This is a genomic window from Streptomyces sp. MNU76, assembly GCF_020982545.1.
Taxonomy (GTDB): domain Bacteria; phylum Actinomycetota; class Actinomycetes; order Streptomycetales; family Streptomycetaceae; genus Streptomyces.
On the sequence record NZ_JAJKLK010000024.1, the window covers coordinates 256808 to 273107 of the forward strand.

Sequence of the window (16300 nt, forward strand, 5' to 3'; positions counted from 1 at the left end):
GTCATCGTGGCACCCGTGATGACGAGGGCGAGGTCGGAAGCGGCCTCCACCCGCGCGATGACCCCGAACCCGGCCGCGGCGAGCAGGAGGGCCGCAGACCGTACACGAGCTGCAGGTACTGCGAGCTGAACAGGCCGAAGCCGACCATGGCGAACATCGCCAGGACGTTGGTGACGAACACGATGCCCACCAGCAGCCCGACACCGATCGCCGCCGACGGCACGGCCTCCACACCGTCCTCGGGGTTCTTCTTCATGCCGTCAGCACGGCGAGGCTGATCCACTCGGCGATGTCGATGCGGCGCCTCCCGGCGTCTACTTCGGGACGGCCGGGGGGCCGGGGTGTGAGCCCTGGAACGCGTGCGGACCGCTGACCGTGCACGTGCATCGCTGCGGTCTCCAGGGGCCGCCCTTGACCTGCAGAAAGCGGGCAGGGAGCAGACCATTCGGGAGTGGTTGCGTGCTGCCTCCAGGTCGGCAAGCGGTCAGCGTCTGTGGGAGAGCGCCGTGACGCTTCCTCGGCCTCCAACTCGCTCGTCCTCGTCGGGGTGGCCGATGGCCACGATCTGCACAACGTGGTGACTCACTCGGGCCCTTCGTGACCGGCTCCACAACGGACCAAAAGCCTGGCTGGTCCGGAGGGGAGTATGGACGTGGTGGGCTGAAGCCCTCTAGCCTTGTCGGTGTACCGTCACGGTCGTCGATGTGACCCGACAGCGCGGTAACCATCGACTTCTCCTGCTTCCGAGCCGTTGCCCCTGCTCGGCGTAGTGGCCTGCTGAAGCACGCCCAGCGGGCCGAAGCGACGCATCCCGCTACGGCATCGGCGCGGCAGCGCGCGCCCCAAGCCTGGCAGCCACCTGTTCAGGAAGGGGACCGCATTGTCATGTTCGCGAAAATAAAGAGGGCTCCCGCGCGTTGGCCCGCCATCGGTTCGGCTCTGCTCCTGATCGCGGCCGTTCTCACAACGGCCCTGTCCAGTGCGACCCCGGCCTCGGCGCACCCGATCAACGCCGCCGACTTCCAGCAGGTCCAACTGGCCCGCGGGGTCGCGGAGGTCGGTGAGCCGATGTCGCTGGCCGTACTCGCCGACCGGTCGGTGCTGCATACCGCTCGCAACGGGACCGTGCGTCGCACGGACGCGGGCGGCACCACCACGGTGATCGGCAACATCCCCGTGTACGCGCATGACGAGGACGGCCTGCAGGGCATCGGCATCGACCCGGGCTTCGCCACCAACCGGCACATCTACCTCTACTACGCCCCGCCGCTGTCCACGCCGGGAGGCGACGCACCGACCACCGGCAGCAACTGGTCGGCGTGGCAAGGCGTCAACCGGCTCTCCCGGTTCACGCTCAACGCCGACTTCACGCTCAACCAGTCCAGCAAGGTGGACATCCTCGACGTGGCGGCCGACCGGGGTATCTGCTGCCACGCCGGCGGAGACATCGACTTCGACGCGGCGGGCAACCTGTACCTGTCCACCGGCGACGACACCAACCCGTTCGAGTCCGCCGGATATTCCCCGATCGACGAGCGGACCAACCGCAACCCGGCGTTCGACGCGCAGCGCACCGCCGCCAACACCAACGACCTGCGCGGCAAGATCTTACGGATCAAGGTGAACGAGAACGGGTCGTACTCGATCCCGGCAGGCAACTTGTTCCCGCCCGGCACGGCCAGAACCCGCCCGGAGATCTACGCGATGGGCCTGCGCAACCCGTTCCGGATGAGCGTGGACAAGGCCACCGGCATCGTCTACGTCGGCGACTACGGCCCCGACGCCGGCTCCACCTCGGCGCGCGGGCCGCAGGGCCAGGTCGAGTTCAACCGCGTCACCGGCCCGGGTAACTACGGCTGGCCCTACTGCACCGGCACGAACACGAACTCCGAGACGTACGCGGAGTGGGACTTCGCCAGCAACTCGGCGGGCGCGAAGTACAACTGCTCGGGCGGTCCGACGAACAACTCGCCCCGCAACACCGGCCTGAGCGTGCTGCCCGCAGCGAAGCCCGCCTGGATCCGGTACGGCGGCGACGCCGGCAGCCCGTCGGCGTTCGGCAGCGGCTCGGAGTCGCCGATGGCGGGCCCGGTGTACCGCTACGATCCCGCCGTCACCGCGCCCACGAAGTTCCCCCAGTCGTTCGACGGGCAGTTCTTCGCCACGGAGTTCGGCCGCGGCTGGATCAAACCGATCCACCTCAACACCGACGGCACCCCGGGGACCATCGACAGCTTCCCCTGGACCGGCAAGCAGGTGATCGACTCGGCGTTCGGACCGGACGGCTCCTACTACGTGCTGGACTACGGCTCCGGCTTCTACCAGGGCGACCAGTACTCCGCCCTCTACCGCTTCGACTACGTCGGCAGCGGCAACCGCGCGCCCACGGCGATGGCCGGCGCCAACCGGACCTCCGGCACGGCACCGCTGACCGTGACGTTCTCCTCGGCCGGCTCGTCCGACCCCGAGGGCGGGGCACTGACCTATGCGTGGAGCTTCGGTGACGGCACCAGCTCCACCGCCGCCAACCCGACCAAGACGTACAACACGAACGGCGAATACACGGCCACGCTGACCGTGCGCGACCCGCAAGGTGCCACCGGCACCGCCGACGTGCGGATCACCGTCGGCAACACCGCGCCGACCGTGAAAATCAACAGCCCCGCCGCGGGCGAGATCTTCGCCTTCGGCGACACCGTGCCGTTCAGTGTCACCGTGACGGATCCGGAGGACGGCACGGTCGACTGCGCCAGGGTCAAGATGACGTACATCGTCGGTCATGACAGCCATGGCCACCCGATCACCTCGAAGACCGGTTGCTCCGGCACGATCACCATCCCGGTCGACGGTGAGCACGACGACGCGGCGAACATCTTCGGGGTCTTCGACGCCGAGTACACCGACGACGACGGGCTCACCACGCACACGCAGCACACCCTGCAACCGAAGCACCGGCAGGCCGAGCACCACAAGACATCGTCCGGCGTCACCACCTACGACAAGTCGAGCGCCGAGGGCGGCAAGTCCGTCGGCGACATCGAGAACGGCGACTGGATCGCGTTCGAGCCGTACAAGCTGAGCAACGCCACGTCGTTCAGCGCCCGGGTGGCGTCAGCCGGTGCGGGCGGCACCCTTCAGGTCCGGGCAGGCTCGCCGACCGGCACCGTCCTCGGCTCCGCCACCGTCCCGGTCACCGGCTCGTGGACGACCTTCACCACTGTCAACGGCACGGTCTCCGGGGCGCCGGCCGGCACCACCACGCTCTACCTGACCTTCGCCGGCGGTTCCGGATTCCTCTTCGACGTCGACGCGTTCACCTTCGAAACCGGCGGCGGCCCGACACCTGGCGTGGGTCCGATCACGGGGCTGGCGGGCAAGTGTCTGGATGTCCGGAACGGCAGTTCGGCGGATGGGACGGCGGTGCAGATCTCGTCGTGCACGGGTTCGGCGGGGCAACGGTGGACGGTGGCGCCGGGGTCGACGGTCAAGGCGCTGGGCAAGTGCCTGGACGTCAGTGGCAACGGTACGGCGGACGGCACGAGGGTCGTGCTGTGGTCCTGCAACGGGGGTGCCAACCAGAACTGGCAGGCGAACGCGGACGGCTCGCTGCGCAACCCGCAGTCGGGCAAGTGCCTGGACGTGTCGGGCGCCAACTCGGCGGACGGCACCCTCGTGCACCTGTGGACCTGCAACGGCGGAGCCAACCAGAAATGGACCCTGCCGTGATCCCTGTCACCGAGAAGAGAGCGACGGACATGCGCAGAAAACCCCGATCCCTGCTCGGTGGGGCGGTCGCGACACTTGCCGCCCTGGCCCTCCTCGGGCAGCCCAGCCCCGTCCATGCCGCCGACACGGCCTACGACGTCCTCGTGTTCTCCAAGACCGCCGGTTTCCGGCACGACTCGATCCCGGCGGGAACCCAGGCCATCCGCGACCTGGGTGCGGCGAACAATTTCACGGTGACGGCCACGGAGGACGGCAACCAGTTCACCACCGCCAACCTGAGCCGCTACGAGGCGGTGATCTTCCTCAACACCACCGGCGACATACTGAACGACGCCCAGCAGTCGGCGTTCCAGTCGTACATCGGCGCGGGCGGCGGCTTCGTCGGCGTCCACTCGGCCGCGGACACGGAGTACAACTGGCCGTTCTACGGGGAACTGGTCGGCGCCTACTTCGCCCAGCACCCCGCTGTCCAGCAGGCCAACATCAAGGTGGAGGGGCGGGCGCACGCGGCGACCGCCCACCTGCCGCAGACATGGACCCGCACCGACGAGTGGTACGACTTCCGCACCAACCCCCGTACCACCGCGCGCGTGCTCACCACGCTCGACGAGTCGTCGTACTCGGGCGGCGTGATGGGCGCCGACCACCCGCACAGCTGGTGCAAGACCTTGTCGGGAGGCCGGTCCTTCTACACCGGCGGCGGGCACACCCAGGCGTCGTACGCGGAGCCGGCGTTCCGGGCGCACCTGCTCGGCGGCATCCGGTACGCGGCAGACCGGACCAAGGCCGACTGCCGGCCCGAGACCGGCTACACGGCCCTCTACAACGGCTCGACCACCGGCTGGTCGCAGGCCGGTCCGGGCGGCTTCACCAACTCGGATGCCACCCTCGCCTCCTACGGCGGCATGGGCATGCTCTGGCACAGCGCCCGGCAGTTCACCAACTACTCGCTGAAGCTGGACTGGAAGATGCCCGGCGACGACAACTCCGGCGTGGTCGTGGGCTTCCCCCCGACGACCGACCCGCAGTCGGCTCTGGACAACGGCTACGAGGTCCAGATCGACGCCACCGACGCGCCCGACCGCACGACCGGCTCGATCTACGCCGTCAAGGGCCCGGACACGGCCGCCCGGGACATGGCGCTCAACCCACCGGGCGAGTGGAACACCTTCGAGTTGCTGGTGGAGGGCGAGCGGCTCCAGGTCTGGCTCAACGGCGTGAAGATCAATGACTTCACCAACACCGACCCCGCCCGCTCACTCGCCGGCCACATCGGCATCCAGAATCACGGCACGGGAGACGACGTGTCCTTCCGCAACATCCGGATCAAGGAGCTGGGCGGCGGCCCGACACCTGGCGTGGGTCCGATCACGGGGCTGGCGGGCAAGTGTCTGGATGTCCGGAACGGCAGTTCGGCGGATGGGACGGCGGTGCAGATCTCGTCGTGCACGGGTTCGGCGGGGCAACGGTGGACGGTGGCGCCGGGGTCGACGGTCAAGGCGCTGGGCAAGTGCCTGGACGTCAGTGGCAACGGTACGGCGGACGGCACGAGGGTCGTGCTGTGGTCCTGCAACGGGGGTGCCAACCAGAACTGGCAGGCGAACGCGGACGGCTCGCTGCGCAACCCGCGGTCGGGCAAGTGCCTGGACGTGTCGGGCGCCAACTCGGCGGACGGCACCCTCGTGCACCTGTGGACCTGCAACGGCGGAGCCAACCAGAAATGGACCCTGCCCTGAGCTGACGCGGCATGACGGAAGGGCCACCGCCCACTGGGCGGTGGCCCTTCCGACTTCCCAGGCCGGGACGCACGGCGCAACGAACGTCGGGTCCCGTCCGACGGCCAGGTCGGTGTGTGGCTGGAAGGACCACATGCAGCCGTACCGGTCCGCCGGCGAGGCGTACCCGCCTTCCGTCGTGGAAAGCCGCGCCATTTCCCCCGCAGCAGTGCGAGGCGACCACGACGGGTGGCCGCGCCGCCGGGCGGTCCGGCTCGCCACGGAGGGAGTGAAGGCGGCACGTGACATGTCACGTACCGCCTTCACTCGTGCGCCTATGCTCGCGTCCAGCGCTGGTTGGCGCCGTCGTGGCAGTTCCACACGATGACCGCGGAGCCGCCCGCGGTGCTCGCGCCGTTGACATCCAGGCACAGCCCGGTCTGAGCGTTGCGGATCGTGCCGTTGCTGTTGAAGACCCACTGCTGGTTGGCGCCACCGCCGCAGTCCTGGACCTGTACCCGCGTGCCCGCGGCGGCGCCGGGCGGGACGTGCGCGCACTTGCCCAGCACCTGCAACGCCGCACCGTTCTGGGTGAACTGCTGGTTGGCGTTGCTGTGGCAGTCCCAGATGATCAGCGGTGTGCCGTTGGCGGCGTTCGCCCCGTCGACGTCCAGACACCGGCCCGAACCCTCGTTGCGCAGCCGGAACGTGGTCGGGGTGGGCGTCGTGTCGTCGAACTGCGTGAAGAAGTTCCACACCACCGCCCGGGTCCACGACCGCTCGCCCGGTTCGTAGTCGCCGGCCGACCCATCGACAGGACCGGGGGTATGCCCGGCGTCGAACGCGGCCCATGCCACCGGGTAGCCGGCGCGGCATCCCGAGTAGGTCGTGACGACATGGGTGAGGCTGCCCCGCGCCGGCTCCGGCGGGTTCTGGGGAGTGCAGCCGTTGTTCCGCACGAACCTGTCACGCAGCGAACGTCCGGTGGAGATCGGGAGCACCGGGTCCCGCAAACCGTGCAGTCCGATGTACGCGACCGGCTGGGTGCCGCCGTTGCACCCGCTCAACTGCCCGCCCGCGTAGACGGCGACCGCGCGGAACACGGTCGGCCGGGCGCACGCGAGGGCGAAACTCATGCCGCCTCCGTAGCTGAAACCCCCGGCGAAGCGCTGGTTCGTGTCGACGCACAGGCCCGCGTCGAGCTGCCTGATCATGTCGTCCACGAAGGTCAGATCCTCGCCGCCTGAGTTGGCCCAGCCATTCCCGAGGCCCTGGGGCGCGACGAAGATCGTGCTGTTGTTCGAGAGGGCTCGCAGGCCGTAGTACGACCAGGGGTATCCGCTCGTTCCACCCGAGTCGACGTCGCCCGCGGTGCCGCCGTTCCAGTGGAAACCGAAGACCAGGCGGTACGGGCGGTTGTTGTCGTAGTCGGCGGGCACCCGCAGGATGTAGTTCCGCGTCTTGCCGCTGCTCTGGATCGAGCGGGGACCACTCGACAGGGTGGGGGGCTTGCCGCATCCGGCGCTCCCGGCGACGGAGCGGGCGTCGTCGGCGGCGGCGGCGGGCGTCGGCGAGATGCCGCTGATGCCGACCGCGGCGAGTAGGAGCGCGGCGGCCACGGCGATCGGCGTGCGCCATCGGAGACGGTTCCTGCCTTGTCGCATCACGTTTCTCCCTCCTTCATGGATGGCGCGACTCAGCGGTAGCCGGCGGCGACGATGTTGGCCTGTACCGCGCTCTCGGTCGCGTCGGACGGGTATCCGGACACCATCGCGCCCTCGTAGAACGTGCCGGCGCTGAGATTCGCGCCGCCGCCCGGCTTGCAGCAGTCGCCACCGCTGCCGAGGATGATGGCGCCCTGCTTCTTCATGGGGCTGTAGCCGGGAGGAAGCGCGCCGTCCCAGAGCGTGGTCAGGCTTCCGGTCTGGGCGTTGCCCCCCTTGAGCGCGAAACGGCTCGTCCCGTTGTTCTTCAGCATCGCCGTCACGAACTTGCTGGTGAAGGCCCGCTGGTTGGGGTTCCAGGTCTGACTGCCACCGGAGTAGAGCCCCCATTCGAGGTCGGCCTGGACCCAGGGGCCCCTGCCGACGCACCCGCCGAACCAGCACTGGGTGCTGAAATTGATCGCGTCCATCGCCCCGGCCGCGTCGGCCGCCCGGGTGGTCTCACTGTTGCCGTAGTCGAAGCAGCAGCCGCTGTTGACATGGGTGCCGCTGGTCACCATGTACATGCCTTCGGGTGCGCTGCCGGTCGGCACGCCGGTCAGGTGGCCGTCCCGCCAGTAGCTGTTGCCGGGGTTGATGTAGAGCGAGTAGGCCTTGCTGCCGCCGACCGCCAGCGACTCCGACGTCGCGATCGCCGGGCGGCTCTGGGGGGAGCCGGGAACCACACTCGATCCCTGGTACCACAGGTCGTTTCCGCGGCCGGACTGGTCGTAGACGACGGTGATGACACAGGTGGTCCCCGCGCAGAACGAGTCCTGCGTCGTCGCGTCGGCGGCACCACCCGCGCTCAGGACGCCGATGTTCCGGGTCGTGCTGTCGGACGAGCGCCGGACCTGGTAGAGGTTGCCGTTGTAGGTACCGTAGAGCGCTCGTACGGTGCTGTGCGCGGCGATGCAGGGGGTGCCGCCCGAGGCGTAGATGTCGCACGTGCCCGCGCCGCCCGGCACCGGCGGGGCCGGCGAGTTCCACTGCTGGTTGGTGCCGCCGTTGCAGGACCAGAGGATGATCCTGGTGCCGCCCGCGGTGCCGCCGGCGTTGGCGTCGAGGCACAGTCCGGACTGGACGCCGGTGATGGTGCCGTCGGGGTTGACGTTCCACTGCTGGTTGTTCTGGCCGTTGCAGTCCCAGATGATGACGGCGGTGCCGTTGGTGGTGCCGCGTCCGCTGGCGTCGAGGCACTTGTCGCCGTGGACGGTCAGTTGTCTGCCGGCGGTGTAGGTCCAGGTCTGGCCGGTTGCGTCGGTGCAGTCCTGGAGTTGGGTCTGGGTGCCGTTGGTGGTGCCGGCGCCGGGGACGGTCAGGCAGCGGCCGGACTGCACGCCCACCACGGGGGCGCTCTGCCCGGGCTCGATCGGTGCCGCCACCGCGGTGGCGCCGACGGCGACAAGCACCAGGGCGGCGCCCAGTGCGGACAGCCGTCCGTACCGGCGGGGCCGAATTCTCCGAAACACCATGGCGGTTCCTCACCTGTTCGTAGGGGGGATGCCCGGCGCGCGACCGCGCCGGGCATCCCGTCCGGACCGGGCTACAGGGCGGTGAACCGCCACTGTTGGTTGGTGCCGTTGTGGCAGCTCCACTGCAGGAGTCGTGCTCCGTCGGCCGTCGAGCCGCCGTTGACGTCGACGCACAGTCCGCTGGGCAGGCTTTTCACCGTGTACACGCCCGCCGTGGTGGTCGGTGTGACGACGAACTTCTGCGCATTGCCGCTGTCGCAGGTGGACTGCTGCAGGAACGCGCCCTGGGCGGTGGACCCGCCCACGACGGCGAGGCACTTGTCGCTGTGCGCCGCCTTCAGGTGGACGGCGCCACCACCGGCGTCGACGGCCTGCCACTTCTGGTTGTCGGCGCCGGTGGCCGGCCACTGGACGATCTGGGCGCCGTCGGCGGTCGAGGCGCCGTTGACGTCCATGAATTTGCCGCTGTGCTGTGCTGCGACCGTCCAGGTCCGACCGGCCACGCCACCGCCGCCGCTGCCCGGCTCGCCGACCCCGTTGCCGCCGAAGGTGAGCGAGTCGAGGTCGAACCAGTTGTTCGAGGTGCCCTTGAACACCAGGTAGAGCTTGTGCGAGCCGGCGAGCTCGGCGGTGTTCACCGCGGGCGTGGACCGGTAGTTGTTCCAGCCGCCGGTGCCGGGCACCGGTGTCGTGGCCAGGAGTGTCCCGGTCGGGGAATCGGCGCGCAGTTCGATCGATCCACCGCCGCTCGGCGACGACAGACGGTAGCTCACGCTCGTGATGCCCGACAGGCTCATCGGGTTGAAGGCGATCCAGTCGCCGTCGGAGATGTTGCCGACCCGCTTGCCGCTCTCCGCGCCGGCCTGCTCGACGACCTGCACACCCGACTGGTCCGTGGAGAACTCGGCCTGCTTGTGCTTGGGCTGGAGGATCGCTTGAGCGTAGCCGGTGAGCGGGTCCGCACCGCCGGCGCCGCCGTCGTCGGTGTAGCGGGCGTTGAGGACGTAGTAAAGGTTGGCGCCCTCAGGGTGCCCGCCGAGCAGCGTGGTGTCGATGGTGCCCGAGCACCCCGGGTAGTCCCTGGTCTCATGCTGGTGGTCGTCGTGGCCGAGAGCGGGGTTGACGAACACCTTGGCGCAGTCGACGGGCCCGCCGCCGGGGTCCGAGACGGACACCTTGTACGAGACGCGGTCGCCGAAGTCCAGCATGCCGCCGTTGGACGGAATGGTGAGGGTGACGGTCGGTGCGGTGTTGCCCACGGTGATGGGCACGTTGGCGAAGGCCGTCCTGCCGGTGTTGTCGGTGACTTTGAGCTGGGCGGTGTAGTTGCCGTTCGCGGTGTAGGTGTGTGACGGGTTGGCCGCCGTGGACGTGGTGCCGTCGCCGAATGTCCAGTGGTGGCTGAGCGTGCTGCCGGGATCCGGGTCCGTGGACCCCGCGCTGCTGAACTGCACGGTCAACGGCGCGTTCCCGCTGGTGGGCGTTCCGGTGGCTTTGGCGATCGGCGACCGTCCGCCGTGGTTGTAGTCGATGCGATAGAGCCCCGAGTCGTTGTTGCCACCGGAGAAGTTGTTGCCCCATTCGAGCAGGTACAGCGAGCCGTCGGGCCCGAACTCCATGTCCATCGGCTTGAGGAACTTGGCGGCGGGCATGAAGGGGTTGGTCCGGGTGACCGCGGTCGCGGAGTCGAAGTGGACCTCCTTGACGGTGTGGCGCGACCACTCGTAGAAGAAGTGGACCCCGTCGTAGTAGGGCGGGAACTTCGTCTCGGACGGGTTCGCGGCGTCGTAGCGGTAGACCGGTCCGCCCATCGGCCCCGAGCCGCCGGAGCCGAGTTCGGGGAAGTTCGGCGAGACGCCGTAGCCGTACCACATGTTCGGCGCGACGATCGGCTTGAGGCTGGTCAGGCCGGTGTTGTTCGGTGAGTTGTTGACCGGCGCGTTGCAGTTGAACTTGGGGCCGACGACACGGGTGTCCGGGTTGTAGGGCGCGTAGGCCTGGTTGTCGCCGTGGCAGAACGGCCAGCCGTAGTTGCCCGGGGCCTTGATGACATTGAGCTCGACGAGCCCTTCGGGGCCGCGGTTCGTCGTGGGCGGGTTCCGGTCCGGGCCGTAGTCGGCGAGGTAGACCCACCCGTTCTCCGGGTCGATCGAGAAGCGGAACGGGTTGCGGAAGCCCATCGCGTAGATCTCCGGCCGGGTCTGCGCCGTGCCCTGCGGATAGAGGTTGCCGGCCGGGACGGTGTAGCCGCCGTCGGCCGACGGCCGGATGCGCAGGAGCTTGCCCCGCAGGTCGTTGGTGTTGCCGGCGGTGCGGGCGGCGTCGAGGTTGGCCTTGCCCTGCCGCCAGTCCAGCGGGGCGTAGCCCTGCCAGTTGGAGTCGAGGTTCGGCGGGACGTCGTCCCCGGTGCCGATGTAGAGGTTCTTGTCGGGGCCGAACTCGATGTACCCGCCCGTGTGTCCGGGCTCGGCGAACGTGCGGTCCCGGGTCGCGGGGATGTCGATGATCGTCACCTGGCTCGACATGTTCAGGGTGTCACCGGTGAGCGTGAACCGGGAGACCCGGTTGATGTCGTTCGGGACTCCGGCCGGGGAGTGATACAGGTACACGTAGCCGTTGTCGGCGAAGTCGGGGTCGAGCGCCAGTCCGGTGAGGCCGTCCTCGCCACCGGTGTAGACGCTGAGCGTGGCGGCGGTCACGGTCCTGTTGGTGGTCGGTTTGAAGATCTTCAGCTGCCCGCCCCGTTGGACGTAGAGCACCCGCCCGTCCGGGGCGACCGCCAGGGCCATCGGGTCCGCTGTGTTGTCGTCGAGGGTGCGCTTCTCGAAGTTGCTCCACACGGTGCCGCCGCAGTCGCCGGGCTCCTTGCCGGCCGCCCACTTGACTCCCCCGAGGACGTGGTTGCGGAAGTGCGTCTCGCTGTAGGCCGCGCTGGTGTGCCCCATGCCGGTGGCCCACACGCGGCCGCCGCCGGTGTTGCGGCACCAGGAGATGGGGTGGTCCGGCCCCATGGCGCGGGGGCCCGGGTTGTACGTGCGCTCGTCCGCGGTGACCAGGACATGGACGTCGCCCCGGGGATTGCGGTCGAAGTTGTACCACTCCTCGCTGCGGTTCCACCGGTCCGGCAGGCCGGCCGTCGACGGGTGCTTCTTGTCCGCGACGATGGCGGTGCCGCCCAGTACGCCGGGGGAGTGCTCCGGCATGTGCGCGCCGCCGTTGATGGTCTGGTCCCACCATGGGTACTCGTTCTCGATGCCCATGTCCGTGGCGTTGTGGATCGCGACGATGCCCTTGCCGCCGGCGAGGTAACCCTCCACCGCCTGACGCTGGGCCGCCGTGGTCCACACCATTCCCGAGGTCTGGAACATGATGAGCACGTCGAAGGTGGCGAGGTTCGCCGGGGTGAAAACGCTCGAATCCTCGCTGTGGACCAACTCGAAGTTGTTGGCCGCCGCCTGCTCCCGGAACATCGTGAGGCCGGCGGGGATCGAATCGTGCCGGTAGCCCGCGGTCTTCGTGAAGACCAGGGCTCGGAAGGCCGGCGCCGCTGACGCCGGTTGGGCGACGACGAGCGACAGGAGCACGCTCGCGATCACCCCGAAGACAAAAATGATGCGACGCATGCCGTCTCCCATTTCGGCGGAGCAACGATGGCATGACCACGGGCACGCGCCGGTCGCACCTGCGATGCGTCAGAGTGCCCGAGCGCGTCGTAGGCACACGTGTGCCGTCAGCTCGTCGTCCGTCCGCCGTGACGGACAGTCAAGTCCCTACGGAAGCAAGGGGAGTCACACCAGATGCGACCGTCTCCCGTGGTCTGCGGGCCAGCATGCAGCGGCGTGTCGCAACAGTCAATATGAATCGGGTGCGGCCGATTCCATAACACATTTTGTGCATCAATCGTGGTCGGTTCGGCGCGCGACTGCCGTCGGGTAGATTCCATAACGCATTTTGTGCATCGGTTTTCGTGGTTCGGCGTGCGACTGCGGACGGACCGATTTGATAACAGATTTTGGCGTATCAATCGCTGCCGACTGATCGCCGGTCCGCATTGAGCAGTTCGAACGGCGAATATCCTGCTGCGATGTCCGGTGGTATTGCCAGGTGCTGATCGAGGCATTTACCCTCGGGGCCGCGATGTCGCCATCGCGTCCGGCGAAAGTTCGCGGTTATTCGACCTGACGACGCGAATGCAGAGGTTTCCACGATGTCTGGCCTGCCGCCGTCGCCGCTGCTCGCTCTGCGAGGCATCGGCAAGTCGTTCCTCGGCGTGCGAGTGCTCGACGGCGTCGACCTCCAGGTCCGGCCGGGCGAGGTGCACGCGGTCGTCGGCGAGAACGGCGCCGGCAAGTCCACGCTCATGAAGGTGGTCGCGGGCGTCCACCAACCCGACGAGGGAACGGTCGAGTTCGCCGGCGCACCGCAAACCCTCCGCAGCCCGCGTGAGGCCCAACAGGCCGGTATCGGCATCGTCCACCAGGAACTGACCCTGCTGCCCGAGCGCACCGTCGCGGAGAACGTCTGTCTGGGCCGTGAGCCCCTGCGCCGCGGGCTCGTCGACCGCAGGGCGATGCTCAGCCACACCGCCGAGCTGCTCGCCTCGATCGGGGAGGGCTCGATACCGCCCGACGCACGCGTGGGACGACTCGGCGTGGCACAACAACAGGTGGTCGAGATCGTCAAGGCGCTCGCCCTCGACGCGCGGCTGCTCATCATGGACGAACCCACCGCGGCTCTCGCCGACCACGAGGTCGACCAGCTCTACGCGCTCGTACGGCGGCTGCAGGCGCAGGGGATCGGCGTGCTGTACGTCTCGCACCGCCTCAAGGAGGTCTTCGACCTGTCCAGCCGGATCACCGTGCTCAAGGACGGCCGGGCGGTGGCCGCATTGGACACCGCGGACACCGGCGCGGATCAGCTGGTGCGCCACATGGTCGGCCGCGAGCTGTCGAGTTACTACCCCGACCGGGCGACGCCGCAGGAGCTGGGTCCGGTGCGGCTGACCGTCCGGGGCGGAGGCAACCGGAAGCTGCGCGGCATCGACCTGCGGCTGCGCGCCGGCGAGGTGCTCGGTGTAGGCGGCCTGCAGGGGTCCGGCCGGTCGGCGCTGGCCCGCGCACTGTTCGGCGCCGCACCGTTCAGCACCGGCCGGGTGAGCGTCGACGGAGCGCCGGTCCGGCTGCGCTCGCCCCGCGCCGCGATGCGGGCCGGTATCGCCTACGTCTCCGAGGACCGCAAGGGCGAGGGGATCGTCGCCGAGCATTCGGTGCTCGACAACGCGCTGTTGGCCGGCCGCGCCGTCCGCCCGGCCTGGGTCGGCCGCGGTGCCCGGACCGCGCGAATCCGGGACCTGCTCGCGGCCGTCGAGCTTCGCGCCGCAGGGGAGGACCAGGAGATCCGTTTCCTGTCCGGGGGCAACCAGCAGAAGGTCGTGCTGGCGAGGTGGCTCGCGCTCGCCCCGGGAATCCTGCTCTTCGACGAGCCGACCCGCGGCATCGACGTGGGCGCCAAGTCGGCGATCCACGATCTCGTCCGTCGACTGGCCCGCGACGGCGCCGCCGTGCTGATGGTCTCGTCCGAACTGCCCGAGCTGCTCGGCATGAGCGACCGGATCGTCGTCATGCGCGACGGCCGGATCGCCGGCGAGCTACCCGCCGGCGCGAGTGAGGAGGGTGTCGTCGCCCTGGCGGTCGGCACCGCGCGGGAGGCGGCCGGATGAGCCGCGCGCTGTCCCTGCCGACCCGGCGGACCCCGCCCGGCGTGTTCGTCGCGCTGATCCTCACCCTGGCGATCGGCTGGATCGTCGTCACGGTCGACGGCGGCCGGCTGTTCAGCGTGCCGACGACGGTGAGCCTGCTGCACGTCGCCGCCGGTCTGGGCCTCGTCGCGGTCGGCCAGACGCTGGTCGTCGTCGGGGGCTCGCTGGACCTGTCCGTCGCGTACGTGGTCAGCCTGAGCACCCTCGTCGCCGCCGAGACCATGGCCGGTGACGACGGTGCGCTGCTGCCGGCGATCGGCCTGACGCTCGCCGTCAGCGCCACGATCGGCCTCGCCAACGGCCTGCTCGTCACCACAGCGCGGATCAACCCCTTCATCGCGACCGTCGGCGTCGGACTGCTGCTGAAGGGATACCTCGACAACGGATACGACGGCCCGGCCGGCAAGACCGCACCCGCCCTGGTGCAGGGCCTGGGGTACCAGCGCATCGGCCCGGTGCCCCTGTCGTTCCTGCTGCTGCTCGCCGTCGCCGCCGCGGCCTGGTTCGTGCTGGCGCGCACCCGCTTCGGCCACCACCTGATCGCCGTGGGCGGTGACCCGGAGGTCGCCCGGCTCTCCGGCGTGCGGGGCGGCCGGGTCCTCGTCACCGCCCATGTGCTGTGCGCCCTCTGCGCCGGCCTCGCCGGGGTCTACCTCGCCAGTCGCCTCGGCGCCGGCGCACCGAGGGTAGGCACCGAGGGACTGTACGACCTGGAGTCGATCGCCGCGGTGGTGCTCGGCGGCACCGCCCTGGCCGGCGGGCGCGGCGGCGTGGCCGGCACGGTCGGCGGCGTGCTGCTGCTCGCGAGCATCGACGCCATCTTCAACCAGCTCGAGGTCGACGTGTTCTTCAAGCAGGTGATCCGTGGCGTGATCATCATCGCGGCGGTCGCCGTCTACGCCCGCCGGGCGATGCGAAAGGCGTCATAGCATGCGGATCGCGCGCCCACTGCGGCTCCTTGAGTTGCGCTCCGGCGGCCTCGCCCCGATCATCGTGATCCTGGCGGTGTTGCTGGTTCTGCTGACCGCCCGCCAACCGGACTTCCTCTCGCCGCCGTCGCTGATGTCGTTCCTCGGCCGCTCCGCGCCGGTCATCCTGCTCGCCGCCGGCCAGTACTTCGTGATCGTCTCCGGCGAGTTGGACCTGTCCGTCGGCTCTCTGGTCACCGCGCAGGTGGTCGTCGCCGCCCGGCTGATCGACGGTGATCCATCGGCCGGCTGGCCCGTCGTGGTACTCCTGCTCGCGTTCGGCATCGCCGTCGGCCTCGTCAACGGCCTCGTCACCACGTGGCTGCGGGTGCCGTCGTTCATCACGACCCTCGGGATGTTCCTGATCCTCGTCGGTGCCGTGTACCTGTGGTCCGACGGTGCCCCGAAGGGCGGCCTCTCCGAGGGGTTCCGCCGGCTCGGCCGGTCGGCGTTCGAGGACGTGCCCGTGCTGGGCCGGATACCGTACGCCCTGGTCGTCCTGCTGGTGGCGGCCGCCGCGGCGCTGGTGCTGACGCGTTCGGACTTCGGCCGCACCCTGGTCGCCGTCGGCGGCAACCCGCGGACCGCCGAGCTGAGCGGCGTGCGCGTGTGGCGCGCCAGGACCCTGGCGTTCGTCCTCAGCGGGCTCGCCGCCACGCTCGCGGCGGTCCTCATCGGCGGGTACAGCGGAGTGTCGTTCCAGGCCGGCGCCGGCCTGGAGTTCGGCGCGATCACCGCGGCGGTCCTCGGCGGTGTCGCTCTGGGCGGGGGCCGCGGTTCGGTCGTCGGCGCGATGCTGGGCGCGCTGACCCTGGAGACGCTCTTCACGCTCATGAACTTCTACGGCGTCTCCGGCGCCCTCAAACCGACCGTACAGGGCGCGATCATCCTGTTCGCCGTGGCGGCGGCGTCCTTCCGTCTCCCGTCCAGATAAAGGGGATTCAGTGAGGCATTC

9 protein-coding genes are annotated in these 16300 nt (G+C 69.5%); 5 read left to right on the top strand and 4 right to left on the bottom strand.

Annotation, left to right across the window (positions count from 1 at the left end):
• Position 1: 1 nt before the first annotated feature.
• Positions 2-256, bottom strand: a complete 255-nt coding sequence (locus E4N62_RS39390) for a hypothetical protein (RefSeq protein WP_230222401.1) — start codon at positions 254-256, stop codon at positions 2-4.
• Positions 257-885: 629 nt separating this feature from the next.
• Here E4N62_RS39390 and E4N62_RS39395 point away from each other — a divergent pair.
• Both E4N62_RS39395 and E4N62_RS39400 read left to right on the top strand, forming a co-directional pair.
• Entirely contained in the window at positions 886-3726 is a 2841-nt protein-coding gene (locus tag E4N62_RS39395) for an RICIN domain-containing protein (protein WP_230222403.1), read from the top strand.
• 29 nt (positions 3727-3755) lie between these two features.
• The gene (locus E4N62_RS39400) at positions 3756-5462 is read left to right on the top strand and encodes a ThuA domain-containing protein (protein ID WP_230222405.1); all 1707 of its coding nucleotides are present in this window, start codon (positions 3756-3758) and stop codon (positions 5460-5462) included.
• A 314-nt stretch (positions 5463-5776) separates the two neighbouring features.
• On the opposite strand, the gene E4N62_RS39405 is transcribed toward E4N62_RS39400, so the two are convergent.
• The 3 genes from E4N62_RS39405 to E4N62_RS39415 all read right to left on the bottom strand — a co-directional run bounded on the left by E4N62_RS39405 (position 5777) and on the right by E4N62_RS39415 (position 12242).
• Positions 5777-7105: a ricin-type beta-trefoil lectin domain protein gene (locus tag E4N62_RS39405; protein WP_230222408.1), complete on the bottom strand. Its 1329-nt coding sequence runs from the start codon at positions 7103-7105 to the stop codon at positions 5777-5779.
• Positions 7106-7137: 32 nt separating this feature from the next.
• Complete coding sequence (locus tag E4N62_RS39410; protein WP_230222410.1) at positions 7138-8619, bottom strand: arabinofuranosidase catalytic domain-containing protein; 1482 nt, start codon at positions 8617-8619, stop codon at positions 7138-7140.
• A gap of 71 nt (positions 8620-8690) precedes the next feature.
• Positions 8691-12242 carry a ThuA domain-containing protein gene (locus tag E4N62_RS39415; RefSeq protein ID WP_230222412.1) on the bottom strand — a complete coding sequence of 1184 codons (3552 nt, stop codon included), beginning with the start codon at positions 12240-12242 and terminating at the stop codon, positions 8691-8693.
• Positions 12243-12826: 584 nt separating this feature from the next.
• Here E4N62_RS39415 and E4N62_RS39420 point away from each other — a divergent pair.
• From E4N62_RS39420 to E4N62_RS39430, 3 genes are read left to right on the top strand one after another with little or no spacing between them, the layout of a single operon-like run.
• Complete coding sequence (locus tag E4N62_RS39420) at positions 12827-14338, top strand: sugar ABC transporter ATP-binding protein (RefSeq protein WP_230222414.1); 1512 nt, start codon at positions 12827-12829, stop codon at positions 14336-14338.
• On the top strand, positions 14335-15306 hold the full coding sequence (locus E4N62_RS39425) for an ABC transporter permease (RefSeq protein ID WP_230222417.1): 972 nt from the start codon (positions 14335-14337) through the stop codon (positions 15304-15306). The genes E4N62_RS39420 and E4N62_RS39425 overlap by 4 nt, the downstream gene beginning before the upstream one ends.
• Before the next feature lies 1 nt (position 15307).
• Positions 15308-16279: an ABC transporter permease gene (locus tag E4N62_RS39430; RefSeq protein ID WP_230222419.1), complete on the top strand. Its 972-nt coding sequence runs from the start codon at positions 15308-15310 to the stop codon at positions 16277-16279.
• Positions 16280-16300: the final 21 nt, after the last annotated feature.